General features: G+C 61.9%; 18 protein-coding genes. 12 read left to right on the top strand and 6 right to left on the bottom strand.

The window, feature by feature from the left end:
* The 4 genes from FCK22_RS00085 to FCK22_RS00075 all read right to left on the bottom strand — a co-directional run.
* The coding region (locus FCK22_RS00085; protein WP_136720136.1) for an ATP-binding cassette domain-containing protein at positions 1-316 on the bottom strand (316 nt) is incomplete at its 3' end.
* Complete coding sequence (locus FCK22_RS00080; protein ID WP_067266791.1) at positions 313-1,095, bottom strand: ABC transporter ATP-binding protein; 783 nt, start codon at positions 1,093-1,095, stop codon at positions 313-315. The genes FCK22_RS00085 and FCK22_RS00080, both read right to left, overlap by 4 nt.
* A gap of 88 nt (positions 1,096-1,183) precedes the next feature.
* Entirely contained in the window at positions 1,184-1,345 is a 162-nt protein-coding gene (locus FCK22_RS18810; RefSeq protein ID WP_156505744.1) for a hypothetical protein, read from the bottom strand.
* A gap of 147 nt (positions 1,346-1,492) precedes the next feature.
* Complete coding sequence (locus FCK22_RS00075) at positions 1,493-2,677, bottom strand: ABC transporter substrate-binding protein (protein WP_067266789.1); 1,185 nt, start codon at positions 2,675-2,677, stop codon at positions 1,493-1,495.
* 186 nt (positions 2,678-2,863) lie between these two features.
* On the opposite strand from FCK22_RS00075, the gene FCK22_RS00070 reads away from it, so the two are divergent.
* On the top strand, positions 2,864-3,961 hold the full coding sequence (locus FCK22_RS00070; protein WP_067266787.1) for a PQQ-dependent sugar dehydrogenase: 1,098 nt from the start codon (positions 2,864-2,866) through the stop codon (positions 3,959-3,961).
* Positions 3,962-3,964: 3 nt separating this feature from the next.
* Here the strand turns inward: FCK22_RS00070 and FCK22_RS00065 are convergent, their stop codons facing one another.
* On the bottom strand, positions 3,965-4,969 hold the full coding sequence (locus tag FCK22_RS00065) for a GlxA family transcriptional regulator (RefSeq protein WP_067266786.1): 1,005 nt from the start codon (positions 4,967-4,969) through the stop codon (positions 3,965-3,967).
* Between the two features lie 191 nt (positions 4,970-5,160).
* Between FCK22_RS00065 and FCK22_RS00060 the strand changes: the two genes are divergently transcribed.
* A complete protein-coding gene (locus tag FCK22_RS00060) occupies positions 5,161-6,531 on the top strand; it encodes a 3-deoxy-7-phosphoheptulonate synthase class II (protein WP_067266784.1) in 1,371 nt (456 codons plus the stop codon).
* A 90-nt stretch (positions 6,532-6,621) separates the two neighbouring features.
* On the opposite strand, the gene FCK22_RS00055 is transcribed toward FCK22_RS00060, so the two are convergent.
* Positions 6,622-7,329, bottom strand: a complete 708-nt coding sequence (locus FCK22_RS00055) for a PAS domain-containing protein (RefSeq protein ID WP_349237597.1) — start codon at positions 7,327-7,329, stop codon at positions 6,622-6,624.
* Positions 7,330-7,560: 231 nt separating this feature from the next.
* On the opposite strand from FCK22_RS00055, the gene FCK22_RS00050 reads away from it, so the two are divergent.
* The 10 genes from FCK22_RS00050 (at position 7,561) to phoB (ending at position 16,991) form a co-directional block, all read left to right on the top strand.
* Positions 7,561-8,451, top strand: coding sequence for a YicC/YloC family endoribonuclease (locus tag FCK22_RS00050; protein ID WP_067266780.1), 891 nt, complete (start codon positions 7,561-7,563; stop codon positions 8,449-8,451).
* 3 nt (positions 8,452-8,454) lie between these two features.
* Positions 8,455-9,102, top strand: a complete 648-nt coding sequence (gene gmk, locus FCK22_RS00045; RefSeq protein ID WP_067266779.1) for a guanylate kinase — start codon at positions 8,455-8,457, stop codon at positions 9,100-9,102.
* A complete protein-coding gene (locus FCK22_RS00040; protein WP_067266778.1) occupies positions 9,099-9,620 on the top strand; it encodes a gamma carbonic anhydrase family protein in 522 nt (173 codons plus the stop codon). Before gmk ends, FCK22_RS00040 begins: the two co-directional genes overlap by 4 nt.
* A 1-nt stretch (position 9,621) precedes the next feature.
* Positions 9,622-10,674 (top strand): ATP-binding protein, encoded by a 1,053-nt coding sequence (locus tag FCK22_RS00035; protein ID WP_067266776.1) that lies wholly within the window; start codon positions 9,622-9,624, stop codon positions 10,672-10,674.
* Positions 10,675-10,812: 138 nt separating this feature from the next.
* Positions 10,813-11,853, top strand: a complete 1,041-nt coding sequence (locus FCK22_RS00030; RefSeq protein ID WP_067266775.1) for a substrate-binding domain-containing protein — start codon at positions 10,813-10,815, stop codon at positions 11,851-11,853.
* Between the two features lie 97 nt (positions 11,854-11,950).
* Positions 11,951-13,420, top strand: coding sequence for a phosphate ABC transporter permease subunit PstC (pstC, locus tag FCK22_RS00025; protein ID WP_197470959.1), 1,470 nt, complete (start codon positions 11,951-11,953; stop codon positions 13,418-13,420).
* The gene (gene pstA, locus FCK22_RS00020) at positions 13,417-14,772 is read left to right on the top strand and encodes a phosphate ABC transporter permease PstA (RefSeq protein WP_067266773.1); all 1,356 of its coding nucleotides are present in this window, start codon (positions 13,417-13,419) and stop codon (positions 14,770-14,772) included. Before pstC ends, pstA begins: the two co-directional genes overlap by 4 nt.
* Positions 14,773-14,787: 15 nt before the next feature.
* On the top strand, positions 14,788-15,585 hold the full coding sequence (gene pstB / locus FCK22_RS00015) for a phosphate ABC transporter ATP-binding protein PstB (protein ID WP_067266771.1): 798 nt from the start codon (positions 14,788-14,790) through the stop codon (positions 15,583-15,585).
* A gap of 4 nt (positions 15,586-15,589) precedes the next feature.
* The gene (phoU, locus tag FCK22_RS00010; protein ID WP_067266769.1) at positions 15,590-16,297 is read left to right on the top strand and encodes a phosphate signaling complex protein PhoU; all 708 of its coding nucleotides are present in this window, start codon (positions 15,590-15,592) and stop codon (positions 16,295-16,297) included.
* A 4-nt stretch (positions 16,298-16,301) separates the two neighbouring features.
* Complete coding sequence (gene phoB / locus FCK22_RS00005; protein ID WP_067266767.1) at positions 16,302-16,991, top strand: phosphate regulon transcriptional regulator PhoB; 690 nt, start codon at positions 16,302-16,304, stop codon at positions 16,989-16,991.
* The last annotated feature ends 189 nt before the right edge of the window (positions 16,992-17,180 follow it).

Genomic DNA, 17,180 nt, shown 5'->3' with positions numbered 1-17,180 from the left:
TGTCTTCACCATCCAGCCGCACATGGCCCTTGCGCATGTCGAGCATGCCGAAGACCGCCTTCATGCCGGTGGATTTGCCCGCGCCGTTGGGGCCGACGATCACCGCGATCTCGCCGCGGTCGACCGCGATGGTGCAGTCATGCAGGATGTCGGGGCCGTTGCCGTAGCCCGCCGTCATGCCGTCACCAATCAGGAAGGGGCCGCCGGGGGCGGGGTGGGTTTTGCCGCTGGCCTTGGGCATGATGCTGCCTTGGCCCTTCGCGTTGCCGACCGACCAATCTTTGTTGCCGCGGTCGCCGTAGGGATCATTGCTCATGCGCCTACCTTGTCCTTGTTCTTCAGCCCGGTGCCGAGATAGGCCTCGATCACCTGTTCGTTCGCCTTGATCTCATCCAACGTGCCTTCGGCCAGCACGTGGCCCTCGGCCATGCAGATCACCGGGTCGCAAAGGCGGCCGATGAAATCCATGTCATGCTCGATCACGACGAAAGTATAATTGCGCTCTTGGTTGAGGCGGATGATCGCGTCACCGATGGTGTTCAGCAGCGTCCGGTTCACGCCCGCGCCGACCTCGTCGAGGAAGACAATTTTTGCATCCACCATCATGGTGCGGCCAAGCTCTAGCAACTTCTTCTGTCCGCCCGAGATCTGGCCCGCCTTCTGTTCCGCCAGATGTTCGATGGTCAGAAACTCAAGCACCTCATCGGCCTTGGCCTTGAGCGCGCGTTCTTCATTGGCGATGCGTTTGGTGCCGAACCATGTGTTCCACAGCGTCTCGCCCGACTGGTTGCCCGGCACCATCATCAGGTTCTCGCGGCAGGACATCGAAGAAAACTCATGCGCGATCTGGAAAGTGCGCAGCAGCCCCTTATGGAAAAGCTCATGCGGGGGCAGGCCGGTGATGTCCTCCCCATCCATGGTGACGCGGCCCGATGTGGGCTGAAGCACGCCGGCAATTACGTTGAACAGCGTGGTTTTCCCCGCGCCATTGGGGCCGATCAAACCGGTGATCGATCCTTTCTCGATCGACAGGCTCGCCCCGTCGACGGCGTGAAACCCGCCGAAGTGTTTGTGTACGTCGTCTACGACGATCATATGTCCATCCCCGTGTCCGCCACCTTGTGGCTGGTTTTTATTGGTCGTCATATGGGCCGCGCAGGCAGATGCGCGCCGCCATACCTGTTTACAATGTGCTGAGATTCTTGGAAGGGACCGCTGCGGTCCTGATCTGAAGAAAGCCCTGCGCTGCCTTGTCAGAGGCAGATTGCGCCGTATTGCCAAAATCACGTTCAGCAAAATACATGCCCAAAGCCCTGACCGAGACGGCCATACGTTGCTTTTTCATCCTGTCCTCCCAGACGGGACGTGTTTTCCACGTCCTCAATAGGGGATTTGTACTGGCTGCATCCCCGGAAGAAAAGCCGATTTCCTAAGCAAAAGGCCCGATCGCACTGCGACCGGGCCCCTCTTAGCGGTTAGATGGTAACGCGGATCAGCGGTAGCCGACCGTGACCATCTTGCCGTCCTTCATCTCGATCTCGCGGTAGTTGCCCGCGCTCTCGCCCGGTCCGATCAGCTCGACCGCCGAGGCACCGACATAGTCCACGTCGCCGCCGTCTTTGATGATCTGAAGCGCTTTGCCCAGTTCACCCGGCAGGATTTTTTCACCCGGGGCATTGGCGACTTCCATCACCTTTTCCTTGTACTCCGCCGGATCATTGGAGCCTGCGGCCTGCATCGCCAGCAGCATCAGCGCCGCCGCATCATAGGATTCAGGCGAGAAGGCGTTGGTCGGCTCAAAACCGGCTTCCTTGCCCATCTTCTTGTAGTTGTCCGGGCCTTCGCCAGCCGCACTCGGGTTCTGACCAAAGGAGCCATCCGCGATCTCGGCGAATTTCTCTTCCAGCGTGTCGGAGACCATGCCATCGGGGAACATGAAGACGTCGAATGCACCGGCGTCCAGCGCACCGTTCACGATGCCCGCGCCACCTTGGTCGACATAGCCTGCCACGACCAGAACCTCACCACCGGCAGAGGCCAGCGCGCCGACTTCGGCGGAGTAGTCCGCTTTGCCGTCTTCATGCGAGGTGTTGATGGTCACGGTGCCGCCGGATTCTTTGTAGGCGGTCTCAAAGCTGTCGGCCAAACCTTTACCATAGTCGTTGTTGGTATAGGTGACGGCGACTTCCTTGATGCCACGGTCGTTCAGGATGTCGGCCATGACCTGACCCTGACGCGCGTCCGAGGGCGATGTGCGGAAGAACAGGCCGTTGTCTTCGACCGTCGACAGGGCCGGGGATGTCGCAGAGGGCGAGATCATCACGATGCCATTCGGAATGGCGACGTTCTGCAGCGAGGCGGTGGTTTCACCCGAGCACATGCCGCCCACGATGCCGCTCACGCGGTCGGAGGTGATCAGACGCTCAGCCGATGCCACGGCCAAACCCGCGTCGATACAGCCGGTGTCGCCACGTTCAGACGAAACGGTGGCCCCGTCGAGGAACATGCCGCTCTCGTTAACCTCGGAAATCGCCAGTTCGGCACCGGCGGCCATGTCATTGGCCAACGATTCCAGCGGGCCGGTGAAGCCCAGCAGAATGCCGATTTTGGTGTCTTCCGCATGCGCGCCCGTGGCGAGCAGAGCAACGGCCGTTGTGGCCATCAGTATTTTTTTCATTTGGTACTCTCCCTTAGTTGAACTCTCGTTCTGATCGAACGTTAGGTCGTGGTTTCGAAAAAGAAAAGGCGATTTATAAAGTGTTTTTCGCGGGCGGGTTTTCGCGTGGACCGGGAACGATGGTGGAAATGGGCGGTGCGCTGGCTATGTCTTGATCCAAGCCCCCATGCCCAAAGGAGCCTGCCCATGACCCGCGCAAAACACCTCGCCACTGCCGCCTTCATCAGCCTCGGCAGCCTCTGCGCTGCGGGTGCCGCCACAGCGCAGAGCGGTCTCACGATCACCCCCGTGGCCGAGGATCTCGAAGCCCCGTGGGGCGTTGCCCCCTTGCCCGGTGGCGGTCTGTTGGTGACAGAGAAGGCCGGGCGTTTGATCTATCAAAAGAACGACACGCGGCACGAAGTCTCGGGTCTGCCGGAAGTGGCCGTGGTCGGGCAGGGCGGTCTGTTGGACATCACCTTGGCCGGGGATTTCGCGCAGAGCCGCCTGCTGTTCCTGACCTATGCCAAACCCCAAGAGGGCGGCGGCGCGGGGACCGCTTTGGCCAGCGCGCGTCTGTCAGAGGATACCCGCAGTCTGGAAAACCTGACCGAGCTTTTCGCCATGAAACCGGGCAGCAGTGGCGGCCAGCACTTCGGCTCGCGCGTGGTCGAAGCGCCGGATGGCACGCTGCTGGTGACCATTGGCGAACGCGGCGATCGTCCGGCGGCGCAGGACCGCAGCACCCATAACGGCAGCATCATCCGTGTGAACCGCGACGGCTCGGTTCCCGATGACAATCCTTTTGTCGACACGCCCGACGTGCTGCCTGAAATCTGGTCCTACGGCCATCGCAACCCACAAGGGGCGGGGCTGGATCTGGATGGGCGGCTTTGGGTGTCGGAACATGGGGCCAAGGGCGGGGATGAGGTGAACCGCATCACCAAGGGCACGAACTACGGCTGGCCGGTGATTTCCTACGGTGAGCACTATTCGGGCGCGAAGATCGGCGAGGGCACGGCGAAAGAGGGGATGGCGCAGCCCGAATTCTACTGGGACCCGTCCATCGCGCCTGCGGGGCTGATGGTCTACTCCGGCGCGCTTTTCCCTGAATGGGAAGGTGACATCTTCGTCGGTTCGCTCAAGTTCGACTATATCGCCCGGCTAAGCGGCACGCCGCTGGAAGAGGTGGCGCAAATCAAGACCGACGAGACCGCCCGCGTGCGGGATGTCGTAGAAGGGCCCGAGGGTGGGATCTGGTTCATCTCAGAGGTCAACGGCACGGTCTACCGGATCACGCCCTGACCCTCAGGCGGGCTGCCGGGTGGATTGGCTGCCGCGTTCACGATAAGGCGTGGTCTGGTAATGCGCCCGGTAGCATTTCGAGAAATGCGAGGGCGAGGCAAAGCCGCAGGCCAGCGCCACGTTGATCACGCTCATATCCGTCTGCATCAGCAGGTTGCGCGCCTTTTGCAGCCGCAATTCCATATAGTAACGTTTTGGGCTGCGGTTCAGGTAGCGGCGAAACAAACGCTCTAGCTGGCGGGTCGACATGCCCACGTCGCGGGCGAGGATGGAGGGGCTGATCGGCTCTTCGATATTGCGCTCCATCTGCTGGATCACTTGGGAAAGCTTGGGATGGCGCACGCCGATTCGCGTGGGCACCGACAGGCGCTGCGTGTCTTGGTCGGTGCGGATCGAGGAATAAATGAGCTGATCCGCCACGGCATTGGCCGTCTCCTCTCCATGATCATCGGCGATGAGTTTCAGCATCATGTCCAAAGAAGACGTGCCGCCCGCTGTGGTCAGTCGGTTGCCGTCGACCACGAAGACCGATTTCGTCAGAATGACCTCTTCAAATTCCTCGCCGAAACTGTCCTGATTCTCCCAATGGATCGTGGCGCGTTTGCCGTCGAGCAGCCCCGCCTTGGCCAGCGTATGTGCCGCGGTACAAAGCCCGCCAACAACCAGCCCCTTGCGCGCCTCGCGGCGCAGCCATGCCAGCAGCTTCTTGGTGGTCGCGGCCTGCACGCCGATGCCGCCGCAGATCATGATGGTATCGTCGCGGCCCAACGCCTCAAGCCCGCCGTCCAGTGCGAAAACCGCGCCGGATGAGCTTACACAGGTCTCACCGCTTTCCCCCACGACCTGCCATTCATAGACCTCGCGTTCGAGCATGCGGTTGGTGATCCGCAGGCATTCCACCGCCGAGGCAAAGCTCAGAAGGGTAAAATTCTCCAACAACACAAAGACGAAGCGCCGCGGCTTGTCGGTCTGGGGGGGCATGCGGGTGGCCGGGCGCGGTTGGGACATCACGGCGTCTTTCTATTCAGGTCGTCTCTGCCGACATGTGCCATGGCCGCCAGAACTTGCCGGAAACATTGCCCACGGGCCTGTCGCCACGTCAATAGGGCGCATTTCGGTTCTGGTCACTTTCCCCGCGCCTTTGTATAGAGAAAGATCACGAAGCGCCGACACTCGGCGCTGTGGAGCGGAGTAGAAAGATGACAGACTGGAGCACCTCGAGCTGGCGCAGCAAACCGCGCGTCCAGATGCCCGATTACCCTGACCAAGCCGCATTGGAAGCGGTTGAGGCACAGCTGGCACGCTATCCGGTCCTCGTTTTTGCGGGCGAAGCACGCCGGTTGAAGAAACATCTGGCCGCCGCGGGCCGTGGCGAAGCCTTCCTTTTGCAGGGCGGTGATTGCGCCGAAAGCTTTGAACAGTTCAGCTCGGACGCCATTCGCGACACCTTCAAGGTGATGTTGCAGATGGCCATCGTGCTGACCCATGGGGCCAAGGTGCCGGTGATCAAACTGGGCCGCATGGCCGGTCAATTCGCCAAGCCGCGCTCGGCCCCGACCGAAGTGGTGGATGGCGTGGAACTGCCCAGCTATCGCGGCGATATCATCAACGATCTGGCCTTCAACGAAGCGGCCCGTATCCCCGACCCGCAAAAGATGCTGCGCGCCTATACGCAGGCCGCCGCCACGTTGAACCTGCTGCGCGCCTTCTCGACCGGGGGCTATGCCGATGTGCATCAGGTGCACGGCTGGACGCTGGGCTTCACCGATGACGAAAAGGCCGAGAAATACCGCGAGATCGCCAACCGCATCTCCGACACGCTTGATTTCATGGCCGCCGCAGGGGTGACCGCCGAAACCGCGCATACGCTGCAATCGGTGGAATTCTACACCAGCCACGAGGCGCTGCTGCTGGAGTATGAAGAGGCGCTTTGCCGCCGTGACAGCCAAACCGGCAAGTGGCTCGCAGGCTCGGGTCACATGATCTGGATCGGTGACCGCACGCGGCAGCCCGACGGGGCGCATGTGGAGTTTGCCAGCGGCGTGCAAAACCCGATTGGCCTGAAGTGTGGTCCCTCGATGACCAGCGATGACCTCAAGCGTTTGATGGCTAAGCTGAACCCCGAGAATGAAGGGGGCCGTCTCACCCTGATCTCGCGCTTTGGTGCGGGGCAGGTGGGCGATCACCTGCCGCGTTTGATCAAGACCGTTCAGGAAGAGGGCGCCAATGTCGTCTGGACCTGTGACGCGATGCACGGCAACACGATCAAATCCTCCACGGGCTACAAGACCCGGCCCTTCGATTCCGTGCTGCGCGAAGTGCATGAATTCTTTGCCGTGCATAACGCCGAAGGTTCCGTCCCCGGCGGTGTGCATTTCGAGATGACCGGCCAAGACGTGACCGAGTGCACCGGCGGTGTGCGGGCGGTCAGCGACGAAGACCTGTCCGATCGCTACCACACGGCCTGCGACCCGCGGCTCAACGCCAGCCAATCGCTGGAACTGGCCTTCCTCGTGGCCGAGGAACTGTCGAACCGCCGCGTGGCACAGACGGCGCGGGCGGCAGGGTAACAGCCTCGGCCTGCACTTGATTGTGACGAAAGAGACGCCGTCCCGCTAGTTGCGGGGCGGCGTTTTCGCGTTCCGAGGGCGGCGGACGGGCTATTCCTGCTCTGACTTCACTAGGCGGAGATAGGGCGGGATGTCACCCGATGGGGCGGCGGTGAAGCTTGCCTTCGGCTCTGCGAATCCGGTTTCGCGTGGCAAAAGCGGCTGCTGCAAGGGATCGGCATGGCGCACAGGTTTGGCCACCCCGCCAAAGGCGCTCTGCCGCGTGGCCTGCGCCAGATCGAAGCGCCGCGGGGTTTGGCCGATCTCCCCCAGCACGACGAGACAGCCCAGCACCCGACTGACATCGCCCAGGTCGCTTTTCAGCGGCAAGAGCAGCATCCGCCCCGTCAAGGCAGGCCGCCCATAGCTCGCCGCCGCGCCCAAATGCAGTGTGATCTGGCCGGGCATCTGAAACACTTCTTCCAGCGCTTCGCTGACGCGGGGGCGCGACTGCGTGCCGAAAAAGGCGGTGATCGGCATGCCGCGCACCTCCATCCCCATGAGGTCACGCAGATGGCCGCCCGCAATCCGCAACCGTCCGACACCCACGGCGACACGTTCGAGGATAAAGGCATATTCCAATGCCTGCTCGATCCCGCGCGGTCGATATCCGACCGCCGCGGCATCAATCTGTTGCCGCGCAGGGCCTCCCAATAGGCTTCGACCTGCGCCAGCGGGCCATAGCCAACATGCGTCCGATGATCTGACATGGCGACAACATTCTGCGCGGTGTGGCCTGTATTGCCCATTGAAACTCACCCATAAGGACTTGGCCAATACAGCAGCCGTTTTTGAAACGACAGCGGCACAATGCGGCCGAAATGATTACCAAATCATTAATACCGCAGGCGGTTAAGGAATTCGTCATGCTTTCGCTGAAGTGGTTAACGCGTGAGCCATGGGATCCGCCGGGCGAGGGGCCGGGGGCTTGCCCCTCGCGGGGGTTTCGCCGTAAGGCAGGACATGACCGCCCTTGCAAGGAACGCGCTGATGATCAGGTCCATGACAGGTTTCGCCTCTGCCTCCGGCGCTTTGGAGGGTTGGAGCTGGTCTTGGGAACTACGCGCGGTCAATGGCAAAGGGCTAGACCTGCGGCTGCGCCTGCCCGATTGGGTCGAGGGGCTTGAGGCCGCCTTGCGCAAGCAAATTTCGGCGGAGGTGGCCCGGGGCAATATCACCTGCAACCTGCGCATCTCCTCGGCTGAGAGTGACGGCAGCTTGCAGATCAACGAGGCGCATGTCGACACGCTGCTGACCGCCCTGCATGAGATCGAGGCCCGTGCGATGAATGCCGGCGTATCGCTGGCGCCCTCGCGGGCGAGCGACATTCTTTCCATGCGCGGCGTGTTGGAACAGGCCGATCAGGCACAGGACATCGACGCGCTGCGCGCCGCATTGCTGGCGGAAGTGCCGACCCTGCTGCGTGATTTCAACGAGATGCGCGCGCAGGAAGGCGCGGCGCTGGCCGATGTGATGCAAGAGCAGTTGACCGAGGTCGAAAACCGCGCCGCCGAAGCCGCCGCTTTGGCCGAGGCCCGTAAGGAAGAAACCGCTGCCCAGTTGCGCCGCAACCTTGCCCGCGTGCTTGACAACAGTGAGGGCGCGGATGCGGACCGGGTGGCGCAGGAGCTGGCCTTGATCGCGGTCAAGGCCGACGTCACCGAAGAGATCGACCGCCTTGCCGCCCATGTCGCCGCCGCGCGCGCGCTGATCGGGCAGGGCGGGCCGGTGGGGCGCAAGCTAGATTTCCTGATGCAGGAGTTCAACCGCGAAGCCAACACGCTCTGCTCCAAGGCGCAGAGCACCGAATTGACGACTGTCGGTCTGGCCCTGAAGGCGGTGATCGACCAAATGCGCGAACAAGTGCAAAATGTGGAGTAAGACGTGACAAACCCAAGCCGACGCGGCCTTCTGATCATCCTCAGTTCCCCCTCCGGGGCGGGCAAATCGACCATGGCCCGCGCACTGCGCGCATGGGATCCGACGATCAACTTCTCGGTCTCCGCCACCACCCGCGCCCCCCGCCCGGGCGAGGAGGATGGCAAGGATTACCGCTTTGTCGGCGAAGAGGAGTTCCGGCAGGCCGTGGCCGAGGGCGAAATGCTGGAACACGCCCATGTCTTCGGCAATTTCTACGGCTCCCCCAAAGCCCCCGTGCAGGCGGCGATCGATCAGGGGCAGGACATCCTTTTCGACATCGACTGGCAGGGCGCACAGCAGATCCGCAACTCCGACCTGAACACGCATACGCTGTCGATCTTCCTGCTGCCGCCCTCGATCACCGAGTTGAAACGCCGTTTGGAAAGCCGGGGCCAAGACGATGCCGAGACGATTGCCAAGCGCATGGGCAAAAGCTGGGATGAGATCAGCCATTGGGATGGCTATGACTTCGTGCTGGTGAACGACGATCTCGACCAGACCGAGGCGCGGCTGAAATCCATCATCACCGCCGCGCGCCTGCGGCTGAGCCAACAGCCCGCCATCAAGGATCACGTTCGCCGTCTGCAATCCGAATTCGAGGAATTGAAATGACCCTCTACGCCCTCGCCGATGCCCGCCCCGAAGTCTCCCCCGATGCATGGGTCGCCCCTGATGCGAATGTCATCGGCAAGGTGACGCTCGGCCCCGAAGCCTCCGTCTGGTTCGGCAGCACCCTGCGCGGCGACAATGAGATGATCACCGTGGGCCGCGGCAGCAACGTGCAAGAGAATTGCGTCTTTCACACCGATATGGGTTATCCACTGACCGTCGGCGAAGATTGCACCATCGGTCATAAGGTCATGCTGCACGGCTGCACCATCGGCGACAACTCTCTGATCGGCATGGGGGCCACAGTGCTGAATGGTGCCAAGATCGGTAAGAACTGCCTGATCGGGGCAGGGGCGCTGATCACCGAAAACAAGGTGATCCCCGATGGGTCGCTCGTCATGGGCGTGCCGGGCAAAGTGGTGCGTGAGCTTGACGCGCGGGCGATCCAACAGTTGACCGCGAGCGCCAAACACTATGCCGAGAACGCCGCGCGCTTCCGCCGCGATCTTGAACCGCTCTGACATGGGCAGCACCGCCGTAACCCTTTCCGATGTGGTGGCGGCGCTGCCGCTGCCGAGTGTGGCCATCAATGCCGAAGAGCGGATCACCGTTCTGAACGCCCCTGCCGAGGATCTGCTGGGCAAGGGGCTGCTGGGCCGCCATTTCGTCACCGCGCTGCGCCAGCCGGGGCTGGTCGAAGCGGTCGAGCGCTGTCTCGCGGGCGCGGGGCCCTGCCAAGCGCGCTTTACCAGCACCGGCGGCGAACATGGCACTACCTATGACGTCAGTCTGCGCCCGGTGGGGAACCACGGGATTGTCCTGCTCAGTTTCAACGACGTGACGGAGATGGCGCAGGCAGGCCAGATGCGCCGCGATTTCGTGGCCAATGTGAGCCATGAGTTGCGCACCCCGCTTACCGCGCTCATCGGCTTCATTGAGACGCTGCAAGGCCCGGCACGCGATGACACGGCGGCGCGCGAGCGGTTTCTGGGGATCATGGCGCAAGAAGCCGAACGAATGAACCGGCTGGTGGGGGAGCTTTTGTCACTCAGCCGGGTGGAGGCCGAAGAACGCGTGCGCCCCGAGGCCCCGGTTGATGTGTGTGATGTGCTGCGCGGCACCCTACGCAACCTCGCGCCGCTGGCGGTCGATAGCAATGTGACACTGGCGCCAAAACTGGGCGATGCACCGGCCCTTGTGCTGGGTGATGCGGATCAGTTGGTGCAGGTCTTTACCAATCTCATCGAGAACGCGATCAAATATGGCGGGCGCGACAACCGGGTTGAGATTTCGGTCAAACGCACGGCCCATGACCCGGCGATGCGCGGCCCCGCGGTTTACGTAAGCGTGCGTGACCATGGTCCCGGGATCGACGCGATTCACCTGCCGCGTCTGACCGAACGGTTCTACCGGGTCGACAGCCACCGCAGCCGTGCGCTTGGCGGAACGGGCCTGGGTCTGGCCATCGTCAAACACATCATGAATCGCCACCGCGGGCGGCTCAAGATCACCAGCACCCCCGGCGAAGGGGCCGAATTCCGCGTGATTCTGCCGATGAAACCGGGTTCTGACTGATTTTTGCAGAAATTTGGTGATTCAGGCCGACTGTCATGGAACTGTAACGTTGCTGTCACAAAAGCACAGCACCGCCTTCATAGACGGGGCGCAGATCACCATGGGGTGGTCACCAATTCGCATCTGACAGGAGATATCATGTCACTCGCAAAACTCACCACTTCCGCCCTGGCGATTGCCGCCGTATCCGCAACCGCTGCTGCCGCGCGTGACCAAGTACAGGTTGCCGGTTCCTCGACCGTGCTGCCCTATGCCTCCATCGTCGCCGAAGCCTTTGGCGAGAACTTCGACTTCCCGACACCGGTCGTGGAATCGGGCGGCTCCTCGGCTGGCCTCAAGCGCTTCTGCGAAGGCGTGGGCGAGAACACCATCGACGTGGCCAATGCCTCGCGCCAGATCAAAGACGCCGAAGTGGCGGCCTGTGCCGAGAACGGCGTGACCGACATCATCGAAGTGCGCATCGGCTATGACGGCATCGTCTTTGCCTCCGACATCAATGGCGAGACCTTTGAGTTCACGCCGGTCGATTGGTACAAAGCCCTCTCCGCCAAAGTTGTCGTCGACGGCGAAGTGACCGAGAACCCCTACACCACATGGGATCAGGTCAACCCCGACTTCCCCGCTCAGCCGATCCAAGCCTTCATCCCCGGCACCAAACACGGCACGCGCGAAGTTTTCGAAGAAAAAGTGATCCTTGCGGGCTGCGAAGAGACCGGCGATCTTGAAGTTTTCGCCGAAGCGGCGGGCGGCGACGAGAAAGCGGCTGAGAAAGAATGCATCAGCCTGCGCACCGACGGTAAGTCCGTGGACATCGACGGCGACTACACCGAGACGCTGGCGCGCATCGAGAGCAACCAAGACGGCATCGGCGTCTTCGGTCTGGCCTTCTACGAGAACAACACCGACAAGCTGCAAGTTGCCACCATGGGCGGCGTCGAGCCGACCACCGAGAGCATCGCCTCGGGTGACTACCCCGTGTCGCGCCCGCTGTTCTTCTACGTCAAGAAAGCCCACATCGGCGTGATCCCCGGCCTTAAGGAATACGCTGAGTTCTTCGTCGCCGACGAAGTTGCCGGCCCCGACGGCCCGCTGGCCGAATACGGTCTGGTCTCCGACCCTGAACTGGCCGACACCCAGTCCGTGGTTGCCGATGAAACCGTGATGGGCAGCGGCTCCTAAGCCTTTACCCTTATCGCCGGGGGCGGGTGACTGCCCCCGGTTTTTCGCTTTTTGATCCACCGGGGGACATGTGGGACAAATACTGACAACAGGCGCGGTGCTGCCGCTGGTCATCCTGATCGCGGCACTGGCACTGGGCGGGTATTTCCTTGCGCGGCGTCGGGCTTTGGCCTCTGCCCAAGGTGACAGCCGCAAGCTGCATTCGCTGCCAAGCTACTACGGCTACAATGCGGTGATGAGCGTGGCGGTGCCCGCGCTTTTGGTTTTGGGACTCTGGCTGCTGATCCAGCCGATGCTGGTGCAATCTTCGGTGGTCGATATGATCCCCGCCGAGGCTGTGCCCGAAGGTTCCTCCGTCAATCTGATCATGAGCGATGTGCGTCGTCTGGCCGATGGGCTGGACGCGTCCGTCTCTTCCGGCGCGCTTAGCGCGGCCGATGCGACCGATCTTTCCGCTGCCGATGACCTGCGCGCATGGCTGGGCGAACAGGGCGTTGCCTTGGGGGCCGAGATCAGCCCCGAGGTGCTGCAAGCTGCGCAGACTTACCGCGAGATGACGGCGACGGGCAATTTCTGGCGCAACATCATCGTGGCGCTGATCGCCTTGGCCGGGCTGGCCATGGTCTACCGCGAAACCGATGCCACCTTCCGCGCCCGCAACCGGGTCGAAGGGGGCGTGAAGGCGCTGCTGATCCTCGCGGCGTCACTCGCGATCCTGACCACGGTGGGCATCGTGTTGTCGATGCTCTTCGAGACGATCAATTTCTTCAACCTGCACCCCTGGACCGACTTCTTCTTCGGCTCTTCCTGGGCGCCGAATTTCCGCGGCGACAGTGACCTGTCGATCCTGCCGCTGCTTTGGGGGACGCTGTATATCTCGCTGATCGCGCTACTGGTGGCCGTGCCCATCGGGCTTTTCGCCGCGATCTATCTCAGCGAATATGCAGGCCCCAAGGTGCGCGCCACAGCCAAGCCGCTGCTCGAAATCCTCGCAGGCATCCCCACAATCGTTTACGGCCTTTTCGCGCTGCTGACGGTTGGGCCGTTCCTCGTCCAAGTCTTCGGACGCGGGGAAGAGGGGCTTCTGGGCGTCGATTGGATGTCGGGGGCGACCTCGGTTCTGACCGCGGGGCTGGTCATGGGCATCATGCTGATCCCCTTTGTCTCCTCCCTGTCGGACGACATCATCAACGCGGTGCCCCAATCCCTGCGCGACGGCTCCTTCGGGCTGGGCGCGACCCAGTCCGAGACGATCCGCCAAGTGGTGCTGCCTGCGGCGCTGCCGGGCATCGTGGGCGCCGTGCTGCTGGCCGCGAGCCGCGCCATCGGTGAGACCATGATCGTGGTGCTGGGGGCAGGGGCCATCGCCCGCATCTCGGCCAATCCGCTGGAAGCCATGACCACCATCACCACCCGCATCGTCAGCCAGTTGACCGGGGACAGCGATTTCGCCAGCCCCGAGACGCTGGTGGCCTTCGCCCTTGGCCTGACCCTCTTCGTCCTGACCTTGGGCCTGAACGTGCTGGCCCTCTACATCGTGCGCAAATACCGGGAGCAGTACGAATGAGCGATATCCCCAACCCCGCAGCCCCCATCGCAGACCCGCGCGGAGCCTCCCTGCTGGTTCAAGACGGACGCACCAAACGCCGCAACGCTTCCGAGGGCCGTTTCAAGCTCTATGGCATCATTGCCATCGTGATCGGCCTCTTGATGCTGCTGACGCTGCTCTTCACCATCATCTCACGCGGGACCGGCGCGTTTCAGCAGACCTATGTGACGCTTTCCGTGCCGCTGCTGGAAGACAAGCTCGACAAAAACGGCAACCGCGATCTGGAAGACATAAAGAAGGTCTCGACCTTCGGATATTCACCGCTGCTGAAATCTGCCTTTGAAAACAAGGTCGAAGCGGGCGAGGTTGAGACCGATCTCAAGCCCAAGGCGATGGCCGATATCCTGTCGAAAGACGCCGCTGCCCAGTTGCGCAACTACGTCTTGGCCAACCCCGAGTTGATCGGCACGAATGCCGAGTTCGAGTTCCTGACCAACAGCCGTGTCGATGGCTACCTCAAGGGCCGCGTGACCCGCGAAAGCATCGCCAATGACAAGAACATCAGCGCCAAACAGCTTGATCTGGTCGATGCGTTGATCGCCGACGGCAGCATCGAAAAGCGGTTCAACCTCGACTTCATCACAGGCGCCGACGCCTCTGACGCGCGGCCCGAAGCGGCGGGCATGGGGGTGTCGATGATCGGCTCTTTCGCGATGATGCTGGTGGTGCTGGTGCTGGCGCTGCCCATCGGGGTCGCCGCGTCAATCTACCTCGAAGAATTCGCGCCGAAGAACTGGATCACCGACATCATCGAAGTGAACATCTCAAACCTCGCCGCGGTGCCCTCGATCGTCTTTGGTATCCTTGGTCTCGCGGTCTTCATCAACTACATGCACCTGCCGAACTCGGCTCCGCTGGTGGGTGGTCTGGTGCTCACCCTGATGACCCTGCCGACGATCATCATCTCGACCCGCGCCTCGCTCAAATCGGTGCCGCCCTCGATCCGCGACGCGGCGCTTGGGGTAGGGGCCTCGAAAATGCAATCGGTGTTCCACCATGTGCTGCCCCTCGCCGCACCGGGCATCCTGACGGGGACGATCATCGGGCTTGCCCAAGCCCTTGGCGAAACGGCACCTTTGCTGCTGATCGGCATGGTGGGCTTCATCGCGTCCAACCCGCCCGACAGCATCGCCGAAGGGCTGATGGCCCCGAACTCCGCCATGCCGGCCCAGATCTATGAATGGGCCAAACGCGCCGACCCGGCCTTCTACGAACGTGCTTGGGGCGGTATCATCATCTTGCTGGTGTTCCTGATCACGATGAATGCCATCGCCGTGCTGCTGCGCCGCCGCTTTGAGCGTCGCTGGTAAACCAAGGACGGGACCATGAAAGACAACAGATATTCGGAGAGTGACGTGACAACCCAACCCGTCAAGATCGCGGCCCGCAACGTGCAGGTCTACTACGGTGACAGCCACGCCATTCGCGACGTGGACATCGACATCAACGACAAAACCGTGACCGCCTTTATCGGCCCTTCGGGCTGCGGCAAATCGACTTTTCTACGTTGTATCAACAGGATGAACGACACAATTGATGTGGCCCGCGTGACCGGCGACATCCGCATCGATGGCGAAGACATCTATGACAAACGGGTCGACCCGGTGCAGCTGCGCGCCAAAGTGGGTATGGTTTTTCAAAAGCCAAACCCCTTCCCAAAGTCGATCTACGACAACGTGGCCTACGGCCCGCGCATCCACGGGCTGGCCCGCAATAAGGCAGACCTCGACGATATCGTCGAACAAGCCCTGCGCCGGGGCGCGATCTGGAACGAGGTGAAGGACCGTCTGCACGCACCGGGCACCGGCCTCTCGGGCGGCCAACAGCAGCGTCTGTGCATCGCCCGCGCCGTGGCGACCGAACCCGAAGTGCTCTTGATGGACGAGCCATGCTCGGCCCTTGACCCCATCGCCACCGCGCAAGTCGAGGAATTGATTGACGAATTGCGGCAGAACTACTCCGTCGTGATCGTCACACACTCCATGCAACAGGCCGCGCGGGTGAGCCAGAAAACCGCCTTTTTCCACCTCGGCAACCTCGTGGAATTTGGCGACACCGACGACATCTTCACGCGGCCCCAAGACCCGCGCACCGAAAGCTACATCACCGGCCGTATTGGATAATATCATGTCAGATCAACACATTGCATCAGCATTCGACCGCGATCTGGAAGCCGTTCAGGCGCAGATCCTCAAAATGGGCGGGCTGGTCGAAGACGCCATTCGCCGCGGCGCGCAATCGCTGGAAACCCGCGACGAAGAGCTCGCCAATGAGGTGCGGGCAGGGGACAAGGCCATCGACGGACTGGAAGAGCAGATCAACGAAAGCGCCGCCCGTGTCATTGCGCTGCGCGCGCCCACCGCGATCGACCTGCGTCTGACGCTGAGCGTCATCAAGATTAGCGCCAACCTCGAACGTATTGGCGACTATGCAAAAAACATGGCCAAGCGCACCAGCGTCCTGAACCAGATGGAGCCTGTCAGCGACAGCACCGGCGCGATCCGCCGCATGGCTGGCGCGGTCGAGGCAATGCTGAAAGATGCGCTCGACGCTTATATTCAGCGCGACGCGGATCTTGCGCGCGATGTGATCACCCGCGACGAAGATGTCGACCAGATGTATAATGCGCTCTTCCGCGAATTCCTCACCTTCATGATGGAAGACCCGCGCAGCATCACCGCCTGTATGCATCTGCATTTCATCGCCAAAAACGTCGAACGTATGGGTGACCATGTGACGGCCATCGCCGAACAGGTTGTCTATCTGGTGACCGGTGAGACGCCCGAGGACGACCGGCCCAAGGCCGACCGCACTTCGATCACCGCGAAGGACTGAGACGATGGACGTCACACGACCCCAGGTTCTGCTGGTAGAAGATGAACCCGCGCAACGTGAGGTACTGGCCTATAACCTCGAAGCCGAAGGCTTTGAGGTGCGCCGGGCCGAAGACGGCGAAGAAGCCATGCTTCTGGTCTCAGAGGCCGCGCCGGATTTGGTGATCCTCGATTGGATGATGCCCTTGATGAGCGGCATCGAAGTTTGCCGTCAGCTCAAATCGCGCGAGGCGACGCGGCATATTCCAGTTATCATGCTCTCTGCGCGTTCTGAGGAAGTGGATACCGTGCGGGGCCTGGAAACCGGCGCGGATGACTATGTGATCAAGCCGTACAACCTGCGCGAACTCATGGCCCGTGTGCGCACGCAGTTGCGCCGCACACGTCCCGCAGCCGCAGGCGCGCTGCTGAGCTTTGACGATATCCAGCTCGACCCGGAGCGTCACCGCGTGAGCCGCGCGGGCAACGAGCTGAAACTGGGGCCGACGGAGTATCGGCTGCTAACAACGCTGCTGGAGAAACCCGGGCGCGTGTTCAGCCGCGATCAATTGCTCGACCACGTTTGGGGCCGCGACATCTATGTCGATACGCGCACGGTGGACGTTCACATCGCGCGTTTGCGCAAAGCATTGACGCGCGAAGGTGGCGGAGACCCGATCCGAACCGTGCGCGGCGCGGGTTACGCCTTGGGTTAAACTGATCCAGCCCCTCGCAGGACCCGATTTATTTACATAACACTGATTATCAGTTTTACAGATGTAGCCGCAAAGCAGTAATGTCACCCATCGGCAAAGCAGAAGTGTCACTCTCCTTGCATACGGTAGCGAGGATTAGTGGACATGGGATGGGTGACGATGAGCGAGCGCGAGTTGAACCGCGTTGAG

The sequence above is a fragment of the Sulfitobacter sp. 15WGC genome (assembly GCF_005068605.1).
Classification (GTDB): Bacteria; Pseudomonadota; Alphaproteobacteria; order Rhodobacterales; family Rhodobacteraceae; genus Sulfitobacter; species Sulfitobacter faviae.
This window is presented reverse-complemented; position numbering and strand designations above follow the sequence as displayed.